11 protein-coding genes are annotated in these 14339 nt (G+C 63.6%); all 11 read right to left on the bottom strand.

Annotated features, from left to right (window positions below):
* Positions 1–144: 144 nt before the first annotated feature.
* Positions 145–2661 (bottom strand): fused MFS/spermidine synthase, encoded by a 2517-nt coding sequence (locus tag AC3WQN_RS06660; protein WP_103401584.1) that lies wholly within the window; start codon positions 2659–2661, stop codon positions 145–147.
* A gap of 180 nt (positions 2662–2841) precedes the next feature.
* On the bottom strand, positions 2842–4431 hold the full coding sequence (locus AC3WQN_RS06655; RefSeq protein WP_103401583.1) for an arylsulfatase: 1590 nt from the start codon (positions 4429–4431) through the stop codon (positions 2842–2844).
* A 78-nt stretch (positions 4432–4509) separates the two neighbouring features.
* The gene (locus AC3WQN_RS06650) at positions 4510–5538 is read right to left on the bottom strand and encodes an HAD family hydrolase (protein ID WP_103401582.1); all 1029 of its coding nucleotides are present in this window, start codon (positions 5536–5538) and stop codon (positions 4510–4512) included.
* Complete coding sequence (locus AC3WQN_RS06645; protein WP_103401581.1) at positions 5535–6839, bottom strand: BatD family protein; 1305 nt, start codon at positions 6837–6839, stop codon at positions 5535–5537. The genes AC3WQN_RS06650 and AC3WQN_RS06645 overlap by 4 nt, the downstream gene beginning before the upstream one ends.
* Complete coding sequence (locus tag AC3WQN_RS06640; protein ID WP_103401580.1) at positions 6836–8428, bottom strand: VWA domain-containing protein; 1593 nt, start codon at positions 8426–8428, stop codon at positions 6836–6838. The genes AC3WQN_RS06645 and AC3WQN_RS06640 overlap by 4 nt, the downstream gene beginning before the upstream one ends.
* Before the next feature lies 1 nt (position 8429).
* On the bottom strand, positions 8430–9422 hold the full coding sequence (locus AC3WQN_RS06635) for a vWA domain-containing protein (RefSeq protein ID WP_103401579.1): 993 nt from the start codon (positions 9420–9422) through the stop codon (positions 8430–8432).
* The gene (locus AC3WQN_RS06630) at positions 9409–9924 is read right to left on the bottom strand and encodes a DUF4381 domain-containing protein (RefSeq protein WP_103401578.1); all 516 of its coding nucleotides are present in this window, start codon (positions 9922–9924) and stop codon (positions 9409–9411) included. The genes AC3WQN_RS06635 and AC3WQN_RS06630 overlap by 14 nt, the downstream gene beginning before the upstream one ends.
* Positions 9921–10865: a DUF58 domain-containing protein gene (locus AC3WQN_RS06625; protein WP_103401577.1), complete on the bottom strand. Its 945-nt coding sequence runs from the start codon at positions 10863–10865 to the stop codon at positions 9921–9923. The genes AC3WQN_RS06630 and AC3WQN_RS06625 overlap by 4 nt, the downstream gene beginning before the upstream one ends.
* Positions 10866–10875: 10 nt before the next feature.
* A complete protein-coding gene (locus AC3WQN_RS06620; protein WP_103401576.1) occupies positions 10876–11856 on the bottom strand; it encodes an AAA family ATPase in 981 nt (326 codons plus the stop codon).
* A gap of 112 nt (positions 11857–11968) precedes the next feature.
* Complete coding sequence (locus tag AC3WQN_RS06615) at positions 11969–12874, bottom strand: transporter (RefSeq protein WP_103401575.1); 906 nt, start codon at positions 12872–12874, stop codon at positions 11969–11971.
* 43 nt (positions 12875–12917) lie between these two features.
* Positions 12918–14321: a DUF1254 domain-containing protein gene (locus AC3WQN_RS06610; protein WP_103401574.1), complete on the bottom strand. Its 1404-nt coding sequence runs from the start codon at positions 14319–14321 to the stop codon at positions 12918–12920.
* Positions 14322–14339 lie beyond the last annotated feature (18 nt).

The following is a 14339-nucleotide window of genomic DNA, read 5'->3' as shown; positions in this document are numbered from 1 at the left end:
GGAGCTTGCTCCCGCTGGGCTGCGTAGCGGCCCTGAGAAGGCAATTGTGGTCTGTCAGAAAGACCTTGGTGTCCGGTTTTGGGGCTGCTGTGCAGCCCAGCGCGAGCAAGCTCCCTCGCCACGGAGCAGGTGTCCGGCATCCCCTCACTCCCCGACAAACCACCGGTAGTACGGGTTGGCGCCATCCCCTCGCATCACCTCACGAATATCCCTGGCCCAGGCCTCGCGGTCGCCGTCGTAGGCGTGCAGGCTGGCGCGATAGAACTGCATCAGGCGTTGTTGATGGGCATTCATTCGCTCGGTAAACGCGGCATCGGCATGAAGCAGCGGCGGTGGTTGACGCAGCGCCAACAGGGCTGGCAATACACGGGTGATTTCCTTGGCTCGGACCCAGGGGGCGTATTCGATGCGTGGCTGGTCATCGGTGACGGGCAGGGTCTGGCCGGCAAACTGTGTCAAACCCTCACGGTCGGTGACCCAGGTGGCCATCAACGCAGGCGCCGAACTCACGCCGACATCCTGCAAGGTGCTGCGCACGCTCTCTTGGGCATAGCGTTCGCTGATGCGCGCGGCGTCCAGTTCGATCGGTTCCAGTGAACCCACCAGCAGCATTTCGTGGAACTCGCTGGTCCAGACGTTGGCATAGGGAAACACGTCGAGGAAGCTACGCACCAGCGCGCGTGAGTCGTCGATGTTCTGGGTGGGCAGCGGCAGCCATTGGGCGACCAGGCCGTTTTTCTCCAGACGCCTGGCGGCCAGTTCGTAGAAGTCGCGCGAATACAGGTTGACCACGCCCGCGGCCGAAGGCGGCGGTGGTTCAAGGGTGATCAGGTCGTACTGTTGTTCACTACGCAGCAATGCCTGGCGACCATCGCGCAGGCGTACCTCCAGCGCCGGGTCGGCGGCGGCGTTGAAGTTGCCTTTGAACAGGGGCGCAGCCTTGACCACCGAGGGCAGCAGTTCAGCCACCACACGATGCTCGAGCCCCGGATAACGCAGCAGCGCGCCGGCGGTGATGCCGGTGCCGAAGCCGATCACCAGGGCCGAACGCGGTTCGCCATTGTGGATCAGCAGCGGCAGCAGGGCCTGGATACGCATGTAACGCAGCGACGGCATGGCATCGCCGGTGTTCGACACGCCCTGGATGTACAAACGCTGGAATTTGCGCTCGCGCTGCCCCTGGGTGACCACCGCCACCGTGCCGCCGCGACCCTCTTGATAAAACGCCAGTTCGCCATTGCGCGCCCCGGGCAACAGGCTGGCGAGCTTGTCGACCGGGGTCAGCCACGCGATGGCCAGGGACAACAGGCCCAGGGCGATCACGCCCTGGCGCGTGCCTTTCTTCACGGCATGGCCCCGGCTGACGGCGACGTAACCGACGGCGGCGGCGATGATCGCCAGCAGCCCCAGGGTGCGCACCAGGCCGAGCAAGGGTATCAACAGGAAACCGCAGAGCATCACACCGATAATGCCGCCCAGGGTGTTGAAGGCCACGACGGCACCGACGTCCTGGCCGACACGATCACGGCCCACGCTCAGGCGCAATGCCAAGGGAAAGGCGGCCCCCAGCAGCACGGTGGGAGCAAAGACGATGCTCAGGGCCGCGACGGCAAAGCGTACGCTCATGGCGCCCAGTTCACTGGCACCGAGGGCCAGCGCGGCGGCTTCACCCTGGGTTTGCAGGTAGATCAGCCAGCGACCGAGCAGCGCCACCTCGAGCAAGGCCAGCAACCCGGCGCCGGCAATCAGCCCACCGAACAGCCCCCATGGATCACGGACCCGGTCAACGCGACGGGCCATCCACACGCTGCCCAGAAACAGCCCGCACAAGTAGGTCGCCAGCACGACGGCGAACGCGTAGGTGCGCGTACTCATGAATTGCACGATAGATTGCGACCAGACCACCTCGTAGCCCAGCGCGACACCGCCGGCGATCGCATACAGCCACAGGGCCAGGCGTGCGGGGGCGGTTTGTTGCGTGACGTGAACCGGTCCCTCGACGGGTGTCAGCGGCTGGCGCTGGAACCACAGCAGGGCCCCGGCGGCGGCCAGCAGGTTGAGCATGGCGGCGGCGATCGCGCTGCCACGCACGCCAAGGGTAGCAATCAGTATGAACCCGGTCAGCAAGGTCCCGGCGATGGCGCCCGCGGTGTTCGCCGCATACAGATGGCCGCCAGCCTTGCCCAGATGCCGGGGATCGGCCGCCAGGGCGCGCACCAGCACCGGCAAGGTCCCGCCCATCAACACCGCCGGCATGCCTACCAGGGCAAACGGCAACACCCAGGCCAACACACCGATATGCTGCTCCAGCCAGGCAAACGGGCTGGCCGCCAGGCTCATGCCCACCGTGGCCCCGACACCCAGCAGCGCCACTAGCACTTCCAGCCCAGCGTAGAGCAGAGCCGGGCGCTGCACGCGGTCGGCCAGGCGCCCGAACAGCCAGCCACCCAGGGCCAACCCGGCGAAAAACGCGCTGATGCCGGTGGTGATGGCATAGACCTCCACGCCAACCACCAGCGACAGTTGCTTGATCCACAGCACCTGATACACCAGCGCCGCTGCGCCGGAGACACACAACAGCAGGGCGGGGATCAGCAGCGCCGGAGCGCTGGCGTGAGGGGCGGGTATGGCCGACGACTTGCTGGCGACACGTGAGGACATTGCGGACTGCCTTGTGCTGAACCTGAAAAAAAACACGCTTTTGATCGTTCCCACGCTCTGCGTGGTAACGCCGCCCCGGACGCTCTGCGTCCGGTTTTCGAGACACTGAACCGCTGTGTGCGACAGGATGGATCGAATAGGGCCGCTCACCCCGAAGGGCGAGCGGCGGTCTTGCAGGTCTTACTGTGCCGCTTGTTGCGCTTTCATTTTTTCCGCGATTTTTGCATCCACGGCCGCACGAACCTGGTCAATGCTGAAGCTGGCCGGGCGTTGGCTAGGTGGGTACTCGATGAAGGTCTCCAGGAACTTTGCCGATTTCGTGGTGGCGACAGCGGCCAGGTAGACGTTTTTGGTCAACCAGTCGTAGTACTGATCGGAAACCACGTCGGCGCGTTCATACGGGTCCATGCGCAGGTTGAGGATTTTCGGCACGCGCAGGCAGACGAAGGGTTCGCTCCAGACCCTGAAGCCACCGGGTTGGCGTTGCTCGCAGAACACCGCTTTCCAGTTGTCAAAGCGCATCGACACCAGCATGCCGTCGTCGTTGAAGTAGTAGAACTCCTTGCGCTCGCCTTTGGGCTGTTGGCCGGTCAGGTAAGGCAGTTGGTTGTAGCCGTCCAGGTGCACCTTGAAGTTGGTGCCGCCAGTGGTCGGCGCCCAACCTTTGAGCAGCTTCTCTTTCACGCTGTTGTCACCGGCGACGGCCAGCAGCGTCGGGAACCAGTCCAGGCCCGAGAACATCTCGTTGGAGACTTCGCCCGCCTTGATCTTGGCAGGCCAGCGAACCATCGCCGGTACGCGGTAGGCGCCTTCCCAGTTGGAGTTCTTCTCGTTACGGAACGGCGTGGTCGCCGCGTCCGGCCAGGAGAACTGGTTCGGGCCGTTGTCGGTGGTGTAGACGACGATGGTGTTGTCGGTGATCTTCAGGTCATCGAGGGTCTTGAGCAGTTTGCCCACATCGTTGTCATGTTCGATCATGCCGTCGGCATAGTCGTTGCCGGGCATGCCGCTCTGGCCCTTCATCGACTCGCGAACGTGAGTGAACAAGTGCATGCGGGTGGTGTTCATCCAGACGAAGAACGGCTTGTCCGCCTTGGCCTGTTTCTCGATGAACGCCTGGGCCGCCGCGGTGGTCTCGTCGTCGATGGTTTCCATGCGCTTGCTGTTCAAGGCGCCGGTGTCTTCGATCTTGCCGTCGGCGAAGCTGTGGATCACGCCGCGTGGCGAGTTGGCCTTGACGAATTCGGCATCGTCCTTGGGCCAGTACGGACGCTCCGGTTCCTCTTCGGCATTGAGGTGGTACAGGTTGCCGAAGAACTCGTCGAAGCCGTGGTTGGTCGGCAGGTATTCATCCCGGTCGCCCAGGTGGTTTTTGCCGAACTGGCCCGTGGCATAGCCTTGGGACTTGAGGGCCTGGGCGATGGTGATATCGCGCTTTTGCAGGCCAACCGGAGCGCCTGGGATGCCGACTTTCGACAGACCGGTGCGCAAAGGCGTCTGGCCGGTGATGAACGACGAACGCCCGGCGGTGCAGCTGTTCTCCGCGTAGTAGTCGGTGAACATCATGCCTTCCTTGGCAATCCGGTCGATGTTCGGAGTCTTGTATCCAACCACGCCCATCGAGTAGGCGCTGATATTGGTCTGGCCGATGTCATCGCCGAAAATCACGAGAATGTTGGGTTTTTCAGCGGCCCCGGCCGTTGCCGAAATCACCATGACCGATGTCGCCACCAGGGCGAGTTTCGGTAGCCACTTGCGTATGCGAGTCATCTGACTTGCTCCTTTTTCTGACTGGAGTCGCGTTCTTGTTGTGCGACCAACGTTTATTGCAGTCCTGCGATACGTCTTTTACTTTTTTTGCTCGGTTGCGGGGGCGTCGAACGGGTAGATCCGGCGCCACTCGGAGGTCATGTCAACGACCGTCCACTTGCGTGTGTTGGCTTCGTCCAGGGCCTTGTCCAGACGACCGATCTTCGACTCCCGGTCGTAGGCCCATTCACGCTTTGCATCGGTGTGATGCACCAGCCCCATGAAGCGCTTGCCGGGCCCGGCGGCGGTCCACTGGAGCATTTGCAGGTCGCCGTCCGAGTTGCCGAAGGCCAGGATCGGTCGACGACCGATCACCGCCTGGATGCTTTCCGGCTTGCCCGGGCCGTCGTCGTTATGCGCAAGCTTGGGCAGGCGCAGGATCGATGCATCGCCGTCTTTTAGCTGGAATTGGGTGACAAAGGTGGTACCGATTACTTGCTCCGGCGGGATGCCATAGACCTGCTCGGCAAAGGCGCGCATGAACTCGACTTCACCGCCGGACACGATGTAGGTCTTGAAGTCCTGGCTGCGCAGGTAATCGAGCATTTCCAGCATCGGCTGATAAATCATCTCGGTGTAGGGCTTGCCGGTTTTCGGGTGGCGGGCCTGGCTCAGCCAGGTTTTCGCGTTGTCCATGAAGGCCGCGGTGGTGATCCCGGTGTGGGTCGCGCCAATGATCTTCATCAAACCGTCCATGCCACTCTCGGCCAGGGCCTTGTGGTCGTTTTCCAGTACGGCCTGGAAGGGTTGCTCAGTTTTCCATTCCGGGTGCTGGGGCGCCATGCGCTTGACTTCCTCCAGGGCGAACAGCACCTGGAAGTACATCGGTTGCTCACTCCACAGCGTGCCGTCGTTGTCGAACACGGCAATGCGTTCAGCAGGCTTGACGTAGTCCCGGGAGCCCTCGGTGGTCACCGCCTGGACAAACTCGATGATGCTTTTTTTCGAGGGGCCATCGTTCCACGAGGGCAGGGGCTCGGCGGCCTGGACCAGCAGCGGCAGGGTCAGGGCCAGGGTCAGCAACAGTTTCATCCCGTGGAACTGACGCAGTGAAGTCAGGTATGTCATGACAAGTCCTTCCCGTGACTCGGGTTAAGAGGGCGCAAGGCCGATGATTGCGTATCGTTTCTCGGCGCGGCTTGAGCTTGCAGCGTAGACAAGGATTGCTTGAAGTGGGACAACGCCGTCCGCTGGCCCTGCTGCTGCCCGTAGCAACCACGTAGCAGGGCCTGCACGTTTGCCCCGAGTCCGCTGATCCGCCAACCCGGCCGGGTGCGCCGGGCCCACAGGTACAGCGCGCTCAGTTGTGGCGGTTGCCCCTCCAGTTGCCGGGGAATCTGTCTCCAGGCGTAGTCGGCGGACGCCAGCCAGGCGGCGTGCCGCGCCTGACGACGGGCTTGCAGGGCGCGCCAGGCACGCCGGCACCACGGCTTGACCAGGTAACCAAGGCCCGCAACCAACAGCAGCACCCCGGTCAATACCAGCCAGTGCCGAGACAGATGCACGCGACTCCTCTGGCCCAGTTGCCTGAGATCCTCGGCGATGGAGAACACCGGTTGAGAACGGCCATTGGCCGCAGAGTCAAAGGTGACGGCCGGCACTTGGACGGTGCGGGCCTGGCGGGTGCCGGTATCCCACCAGCGCAGCTCGATGGCCGGCAGGCTGTGGCGGCCTTGTTTGTCGATCAGATAGGTCGCGCTGTCGATACGCTGTCCTGCGTTGTGGTTGCCACGGCCGTCGTCCAGGTTGCGGATCTGCGGGGTTTTCGGGTACCGGCTCAGGCCATCGACCTCGACCAGCGCCGGGGCTGGCAAAGCCATCGCCAGCGCGCCATCGGCTTGCAGGGTGAGTTGGCGGGTGACGGTGTCACCGACTTTCAGCGGTGTCGCGGATTGGCTGATCACTTGCGTGAAGCGCACGCCCTGGGCCACCAGCACCGGTTCACCTGGCTGGAACCCCGGCGGTTGTTGCGCCGTGAAGTGTTGGGGCTGGCCTTGGGCGGTCAGCACACCGCTGGCCTGGCCTGGCGTGGCCTGTACGGTCAGGGCGGGGATGTCGAACGCTGCAGCCTGGTTCGGGGTGATCAGGTAGCTGTAGCGCATGCCAAAGAACGGTGTGCCGTCCAGGGTTTGCGTGGTGTGCTGGGCTTCACCGCTGGGCGGCATGACCAGCGCACCCGCCAGCTTGAGGTCGGGCAGGGTGGGAGCACTGGTAAACCAGCTGTCGGTCAGCACATCGACCTGCAACTGCACCACCGAACCGACCATCACCTGCTCGGCGGGCACTAGCCGGGTTTGCACACGCAGTTGCGGTTCGGCGGCGAAGGCGCTGACCGACAGCAGGCAGCAGGCCAGCAAACTGATTCTCATGGCGGGCTCCCGGCTTGAGCCGCGCGCTGGTCCTGCAGGCTGAACTTCTGCCGCAGGAATTTGGCGGGCGAGGTGGTCAGGTTCTGCAACCAGAGTTCATCCGAGGTGGCTTGCTGGGTCTCGACCGCTTTGCTCTGGCCCTTGCCCGAGGGTTTGTCGTATTTCACCTCGTCGGGTTTGACCTCGGGCGTGTTTTGTTCGGCGCTCTCGGTGTCTTTTTGCAGGGCCTTGGCCAACGCCAGGTTGGCGGACGCTTGCGGGAACTGCGGTTGCAGCTTGAGCGCCTGGGTGTAGGCCTCGATGGCCTGGTCGAATTTGAAGCGGCGCACGTAAATGTTGCCCAGATAAAAGTACGCCTGGGGGGTGTCGAGCCGGGCGAAGCTGGCCAGTGCCAGGTCATAGTCGGCGGCGTTGTAGGCGGCAATGCCTTTCCAGTACGGATCGTGGAACAACGCGGCCGCGGCAGGGAAGTGCTGGTGCTCGAACGCCCAGCGGCCTTGTTGGTCGGCGGTAAAGAAGGCGTCGGTCAAGGCGTTGGCGCGGGCCGGTGCCGGTTGCAGTGCAAAGCCCAGGCCGAGCAGCAGCGCGGCCATCCAGTTCAGGCTCCAGCCCCGACGCACACTGAAAAAGGCCAGCAACAGCAGGGGCCAGCACAGCCAGTAGCCGGCATCTTTCCAGTGCAATTCACGCTGTTCGGCGCTGGCGCTCTGGAAGTGTTGCTGGGCATGCAGTTCGATCCAGTCCAGGTCGTCGTCGTTGAGGGTCAGGCTGCCCAGCGGTGCATCGGTGGCCGAGGCCAGTTGTTTGAGCGCCGCTGGATCGAAGCTGCCCAGCACCGGACGACCGTTGCGGTCGGTGCGCGGTTGGCCGCTGGCGTCCTTGATCACCCCACCGTCGGTACTGCCCAGTGCCAGAATCAGCACTTGCAGTTGACTACCGTCCAGCTGCTTGTTGAGCCCTGCCAGCTGTGTCGTATCGGCACCGTCGGTGATCAGCAGCAGGGTGCCGGGGGCTTTCTCGGCGGCCAGCAAGCGCTTGGCCTGATCGATGACGGCTCCGACGTTTTTCCCCGGCTTGTCGATCAGGCCCGTACCGAGGGCCTGGATGAAGGTGTCGAGCAGCGCCGGGTCGTCGGTCGGTGGCAGCACCAGGTGGGCGCTGCCGGCGTAGGCGATCAGGCCGGTGCGGGCGCCGCTGCGCCGCTGGATCAGGTCGTGCACCTTGTGTTTGGCGGCCTCCAGGCGCGTGGGCGGCACGTCGCTGGCATCCATCGACGGCGACAGGTCGAACGCGATGATCAAGGGCGCGCGGTTCTCCAGGAAGTCCGGTCGATCCTGCTCCCAGGTTGGCCCGGCAGCGGCGATGGCACCCAGCACCAGCAGGGCACAGACCAGGTGTACCGGGCGCAGGCGATGGGGGTCGTCAGGGGTGATCAGCAGATGGGGCAGCAAGTGTGGGGCAATGTTGCCGCGCAGCCGCCGTTGCAGGTCGCGGCTACGGCGCCACAGCAGGGGCAGCAGCGCACCGAACAGCGCCAGCAGTAACCAGGCCGGGCGCAGGAAGTGGAAGTCGCCGAGGTTGATCTCCATCTCAGGCCTCCTGCCGTTGACGGGTGCTACCCAGGCGTGGCCGGAGCAGGGCGAGCACGTGGTACAGGGCCAACAGGCCGATGGCCGCGCCCAGGGGGAGCCAGAACAGGTCGCGCTTGGGCTGGTGGCTGAAGGTCTTCACCTGGTGCGGGGTGATCTTGTCCAGCGTTTCGTAGACCTGATCCAGCGCCTGCCGGTCTTCGGCGCGGAAGAACCGGCCGCCGGTGGCCGTGGCGATCTGTTGCAAGCCCTGCAGGTTGACCTTGGCTTCGCCGCTGGCGTCGGGATCGCCGATGCCGATGGTGTGAATCACCACCCCTCTGGCGGCCGCCATGCTGGCGGCGTGGTCCGGGGTGATCGCGCTGCTGGTGTCGTTGCCGTCGGTGAGCAGGATCAGCACTTTCTCCGGCTCATGGGCCTGGTCGAGCATCTTCAGGGCCAGGCCAATGGCATCGCCGATGGCGGTGTTGGGCCCGGCCATGCCGATGCTGGTGTCGTCCAGTAGCAGCGACAGGCTGGCATGGTCCAGGGTCAACGGTGCTTGTGGGTAGGCACCGCTGCCAAACACGATCAGGCCGAGGCGGTCTTCCTTGCGCCGGTCGATAAAGCCGTGGACCACTTCCTTGACCGCCGCCAGGCGATTGATCTTCTGCCCGTTGGCGTCGGTGTAGTCGGTGGTTTCCATGGATTGGGAAATGTCGATCGCCAGCATCAGGTCGCGCACCGGTTGCTGGCGCTCGATGGGTTTTTCCACCAGCACCGGGCGCGCAGCGGCGGCGACCAGCAGGGCCCAGACCAGCCCGTTGAGCAGCAACTGCCAGCGGTTGCCGCGAGTGCCGGCCTGGCTCGGGACCTGGCCGACGGCGCGGCTCATGGCGCCGAAAAACGGCACGCGTACCGCACTGCGCGCTTCGCGATAGTCAGGCAAGTAGCGATAGCCCAGCCAGATCGCCGGGAGCAGGATCAGCAGCCAGGGATAATCAAACTGCCACATGGTGATGCTCCACCCAGTGTTTGCAGGTGCTGAACAGTTGCTGGCGCTGTTCGACCGGCAGCGTATGCAGCACGGCATCTGGTGCGTAGGCCAGGGTTGCCAGTTGCCGGCTGAAGTCGGCGGGCAGGGCGGTTGGGCTGTGCTTCACCAGAAACACCTGCCAGTCCTCGCCGGACAGCGCACCCGCTCCCACAGGGCTTGTGTGCCAATCGCCGGAGGCGCTAGCAGGCATGGAAAGGGCCACGCGTTTGAGTAGCTCTGGCAGCTCACGCAAGGCCTCGAGCGTGTCATTGCTGCGTTCAAGCTCGGTCAGGCGTACCAGCGCCTCACGCCGGTATCGGTCACGGCGCCATTGCCAGTAGCGACGTGCGGCCCATACCAGCAAACCGGACAGCACCAGCCCGAGCAACGCCCACAAACCCCAGGTCTGCGGCAGGTAGCTGACGGGTGCTGGCAAGCCCAGTTCGGTGAGTTGATCGATACTCGGAATTTGGGCGGTCATTGGCGGACGCCACCGAGCTTACCCAGTTCGGTGCGCAGTTGTTCCTGAGCGTCGGTGGCGGTGCTGAACATCATCAGTGGCACCTGGCTGCGACGCAGCAGGGTCGCGACGTCCTTGAGGCGGCCGCTGAGAAAGTCCCCCAAAGGCTGATGGACCTGACGCTGTTCCACGGCCAGTTCGACCTGCAATTGGCCTTGAGTCACCAACAGGCGACCGTTCTTGGGCAGGTTCAGCGCCATTGGGTCGTAGATCTGCATGGCGATCACGTCGTTGTGGGCACTGAGCTGGCGCATCAGTTGCAGGGTGCGCGGGCCCGCGCCGGCGAAGTCGCTGATGATGCAGATCAGGTGATCGTGACCGGCCAATGCCAGGCATTGCTGCAGGACCTTGTCGAGTTGATCTTCGTCTTCACGGTCGGGGTTGCGTGCGCTCAGTTCCTGATTCTGCCGGGCGATGCGGCTGCACAGCGCCTCGACGCGCTTGCGGCTGCGCAGCGGGGCGACGCTGTCGATACGCTGGTCGTTGAACACCAGGCCACCGACCCTGTCGCCAGCGTTGAACACCATCCAGGCCGCCAGGGCGCCGAGTTCGGCGGCAAGCGCTGACTTGAAGCTGCGCTGCGAGCCAAAGAACATCGACATGCGCTGGTCCACGAGAATCAACGCCGGGCGGTCCCGTTCCTCGGTAAAGGTGCGGACCACCGGTTTGCCGGTGCGCAGGGACGCACGCCAGTCCAGATGACGCAAATCATCGCCAGGCTGGTAGCGGCGCAGTTCATCGAAATTCAAGCCGCGCCCGCGCAACCGCGAAGCATGATTGCCGGCGAGGATACTGCCCCGGGGGTGGCGGGCGAGAAAACTCAGGTCATGGGCCTTGAACGCCAGCGCCATCAATTGCGCCAGAGACACATACACCAGGCCGTCCAGTTCCTGTGTATTCATCGCTCAACCCTCAGGCCGGGATCGCGACGGTGTCGAGCAGGCGGTCAAGCACCTGGTCGGCGGTGACGCCGTCGGCCACCGCGTCGTAGCTCAATTGCAAGCGATGGCGCAGTACCGGGTGCACTACGGCGCGGACGTTGTCCGGCGTGACGAAGTCTTGCCCCTGCAGCCAGGCGTCGGCCCGGGCACAGCGGTCCAGGCCGATGCCGCCCCGGGGGCTGGCGCCGATGGCAATCCAGCGGCCGAGGTCGGCATCATGGTCGGCGGGATGGCGGGTGGCATTGATCAGGTCGATCAGGTAACGGTCGATGGCCGGTGAGACGCTGATGGCACTGACTTCGCGGCGTGCGGCAAAGATCACCTCCTGGCTCAGGGCAAACCCCTGTACCGCAGCGGTCCTGGCGCCCAGGGCCTGTTCTTCTTCGCGCAACAGGCGCAACACCTGGCTTTCGTTGTCGGCGCTCGGGTAACCGAGCAGTACCTTCATCAGGAAACGGTCCATCTGGGCTTCCGGCAACGGGTAGGTGCCTTCCTGCTCGATGGGGTTCTGGGTCGCGACCACGATAAACAGCTCCGGCAACCCATGACTGTTGCCAGCGACGGTGATCTGCCGCTCTTCCATGGCTTCCAGCAGGGCAGCCTGGACCTTGGCCGGGGCGCGGTTGATTTCGTCGGCGAGGATCAGGTTGCCGAACAACGGGCCTGGCTGGAACTGGATCTGATTCTGTCCGTCCACCTGATGCAGCACTTCGGCGCCGGTAATGTCCGACGGCAGCAAGTCGGGGGTGAACTGGATCCGGCTCATCTTCGCGTCCAGGTGCTTGGCCAGCGCCTTTACGGTGCGGGTCTTGGCCAGCCCCGGGAGGCTTTCGAGCAGCAGGTGTCCGTTGGCCAGCAGGCCGAGCATGATCTGGCGAATGACCTGGTCCTGGCCAAGTACCGCCTCGGCAATGCTGGCTTGCAAGGCGTTGATGTCAGTGAGTGCTGTCATGGGGCGGTCCTTTGCGTGATCGGGTTAAAACACCAACGACGGATTCACCGGGATAAACCATAGGCGCAAGTTCCGGCACTTGCTAACAAGATCATCCGCGTGAATGTCCGGATTACCAGGCGTACTGCAAGCGCAGGGTCCAGGTGTTCACATCTGGCGAGCCGGTGCGTTCGGCAACGGTGTCGGTGTAGGCGATCAAACCACCGAACTGCGGCGAGAGCATGAAGCCCATGCTGGCGCCCAGCAGGCCGTTTTCCTGTTTGTTGTCTTGCCAGTCGCCATTGATCCGGGTTTCGCCGCCCCGGCTGTAAGTGGCGTCCAGCGAAGCCCAGAGGGCGCGGTTGAACGTGTAGCTGTAGTGACCTTCGACGGCGTACAAGGCTTTTTGCTCAAGGGTGCCGTCGCCTTGGTAGTCGTCGTTGTCAGTGAACATCGACACATAACCGTTGATCTCCAGCCAGGTCGGGCCAATGGGCGTGCCAAAGGCGATTTCCGGCTTGAAGGCCCAGCGGTTGGAACCGATGTTGATCACCCGGTCCTTGTCGTAGTCGCCGGTGGGCGCGGTGACCCACAGGGCGCCGGTGACGAAGGTTTCCGGGGTCCAGTTGGCGAACTCTTCCTGGGTCAGGGCCGGGCCGCCAAACAGGTTGTGCACCAGGACGAACTGGGTATCGGCCATGCCGCCGTTGTGCTTGGTGCCCTTGAAGAACTCGGCGTTGTCGAAGGAGGCTGAAATATCCGCGTAGGGCTGCAGGACCTGGATCGCGCTGTTGCGCCCGTCGACGGAGAACGAGCGGGCGAAACGGGCGATGTACAGGTCGGCGTTGACCGACAGGCCGTCGATCGGCAGCGCGGTGTCGATCGGGGTGTTGGAATCGATCCGGTTGTAGTAGCCGAAAACCATGTTCAGGTCGGTTGGCAGGTTCTGCCAGTCCCGGGCGTTGTCGGCGAAACCGAGCAGTGGCGTCAGCGTCAGTGTGGCGGCGGCGACACGCCCCAGTGTTGTCGATGAACCCATGGTGTTGCTCCTTGCTTTATATGGTTCGGCCGGGCCGCGGTGATCAGTTGATAGGGGTCAACGCCGGCAGCTTCCACTGGCCGTTGGCGACTTCAGGCTTGGGCAGGTATAGGCGCAAGACCGCATAGAAGGGGCCGTGGGGGGCCGGCAGCCAGTTGCTGCGCTGATCCTTGAGTGGCTCGGAATGCTGCAGATAGAGCGTCACGCCGCCATCGGCATCGCGCTGGAGGGTGGGCAGCATGCGCGAGTTGATCAGGTAGCGTTTGGAGTGGTTGGCCACCAGCAGCTTGGTCTTGGCGTCGTACATGGTCAGCGACCAGAAGGCGTCGGCCGGTGGCAGCTGGTCCTTGGCAAAATGCAGGGTGTAGCTGTGCTTCGCGCCATTGACCGGCTTGCCTGCGTTGTCCACGAAGTAACCCATGTAGGCGGCTTCATCGGCGGAGTTGCCAAAAATCCCCATGTTGGCGCCGGCGAAGCGGTACAGGTAGTTGTTGTTCAGGTGATCGCGGGTGCCGAAGAAGTCGCCACTGGTGACCTGATGGGTATCGACCTTGTCTTTCTTGAAGGCAGCGAACTCGGCCTTGGCATCGCTGATGCCGTCTTCCAGCGCCTTGCGTTGTTCGGTGGTGAGGGCCTTGAGGTCGAACGGCTGGCCGGCAACGATGCCGATGGTAGCGAAACGTGCCAGCAGGTCTTTCTCGGAGTCCTGTGCCGGGGCAAAGGCGAGCATGAAGTTCAGGTAGCGGAACAGCTCAGGGCCGTCCGTCATGCTGGCGGTCGGTTTTGGCCAGCTGATTTTCGCCGGGGCGACCGGGGTCGGTTGCTTGAGGTACTGGCTCAGGGGCTGGACCTTGTAGCCGTTCTGGATTTTCCTGACCTTTTCCAGGTCCTTTTCATCGAACAGCTGCGTGCGGTACAGCGCATAGGCGATGTTGCTCTCGCTGCGCACCACGCGGTCGATATCGACTGGCTGCTGACCTTTCCAGTCCGGGCCGACGACCATGAAGTGGCCGCCACGGTTGCCGGTGCTGCGGGTGCCCAGGTAGGCGAAGTTCTGGGTGTAGAGGTCGATCAACTGGACCGAGTAGTAACGCTCCTCGGCGATCTCAGGCAGGGTCAGGACGAGTGGTTCGGCGCGCAGGTCCATCCACACGAACGAGTAGGGGGTGTCCGAGTTAGGCGTGATGATCGCCGTGTCCTTGGGGGTGAACACCCGGGCGGTATTGCCGATACGGTTGAACGGTGCCTTGAAGTTCGGCCCGCCCTTGTCCACGGCCTGTGCGTATAACGTTTTGTACATCTCCACCACCGGGAAGCCATACAGATAGGCCTCCTTGGCAATGCCCCGTGCTTGTTCCGGGCTGGCGCTGAAATCGGCCCAGGCGCCGGCGCTCAGTAGCAGGGTCAGGCCGGCGAGCAGCAGGCGGGTCGGTTTTACGAGAGTCATTGCACAGTCCTATGGCTA

The organism is Pseudomonas sp. FW300-N1A1 (assembly GCF_058789115.1).
The sequence above is the reverse complement of the archived record's forward strand: the minus strand, read 5'-3'. Positions and strand labels throughout refer to the sequence as shown.

What these genes read in the sequence shown, in the direction of transcription:
- AC3WQN_RS06645 (WP_103401581.1), bottom strand. Translation starts at nt 6,839, where the DNA reads ATGAGAATCAGTTTGCTGGCCTGCTGCCTGCTGTCGGTCAGCGCCTTC.
- AC3WQN_RS06620 (WP_103401576.1), bottom strand. Translation starts at nt 11,856, where the DNA reads ATGACAGCACTCACTGACATCAACGCCTTGCAAGCCAGCATTGCCGAG.
- AC3WQN_RS06650 (WP_103401582.1), bottom strand. Translation starts at nt 5,538, where the DNA reads ATGACATACCTGACTTCACTGCGTCAGTTCCACGGGATGAAACTGTTG.
- AC3WQN_RS06655 (WP_103401583.1), bottom strand. Translation starts at nt 4,431, where the DNA reads ATGACTCGCATACGCAAGTGGCTACCGAAACTCGCCCTGGTGGCGACA.
- AC3WQN_RS06660 (WP_103401584.1), bottom strand. Translation starts at nt 2,661, where the DNA reads ATGTCCTCACGTGTCGCCAGCAAGTCGTCGGCCATACCCGCCCCTCAC.
- AC3WQN_RS06635 (WP_103401579.1), bottom strand. Translation starts at nt 9,422, where the DNA reads ATGTGGCAGTTTGATTATCCCTGGCTGCTGATCCTGCTCCCGGCGATC.
- AC3WQN_RS06625 (WP_103401577.1), bottom strand. Translation starts at nt 10,865, where the DNA reads ATGAATACACAGGAACTGGACGGCCTGGTGTATGTGTCTCTGGCGCAA.
- AC3WQN_RS06630 (WP_103401578.1), bottom strand. Translation starts at nt 9,924, where the DNA reads ATGACCGCCCAAATTCCGAGTATCGATCAACTCACCGAACTGGGCTTG.
- AC3WQN_RS06615 (WP_103401575.1), bottom strand. Translation starts at nt 12,874, where the DNA reads ATGGGTTCATCGACAACACTGGGGCGTGTCGCCGCCGCCACACTGACG.
- AC3WQN_RS06610 (WP_103401574.1), bottom strand. Translation starts at nt 14,321, where the DNA reads ATGACTCTCGTAAAACCGACCCGCCTGCTGCTCGCCGGCCTGACCCTG.
- AC3WQN_RS06640 (WP_103401580.1), bottom strand. Translation starts at nt 8,428, where the DNA reads ATGGAGATCAACCTCGGCGACTTCCACTTCCTGCGCCCGGCCTGGTTA.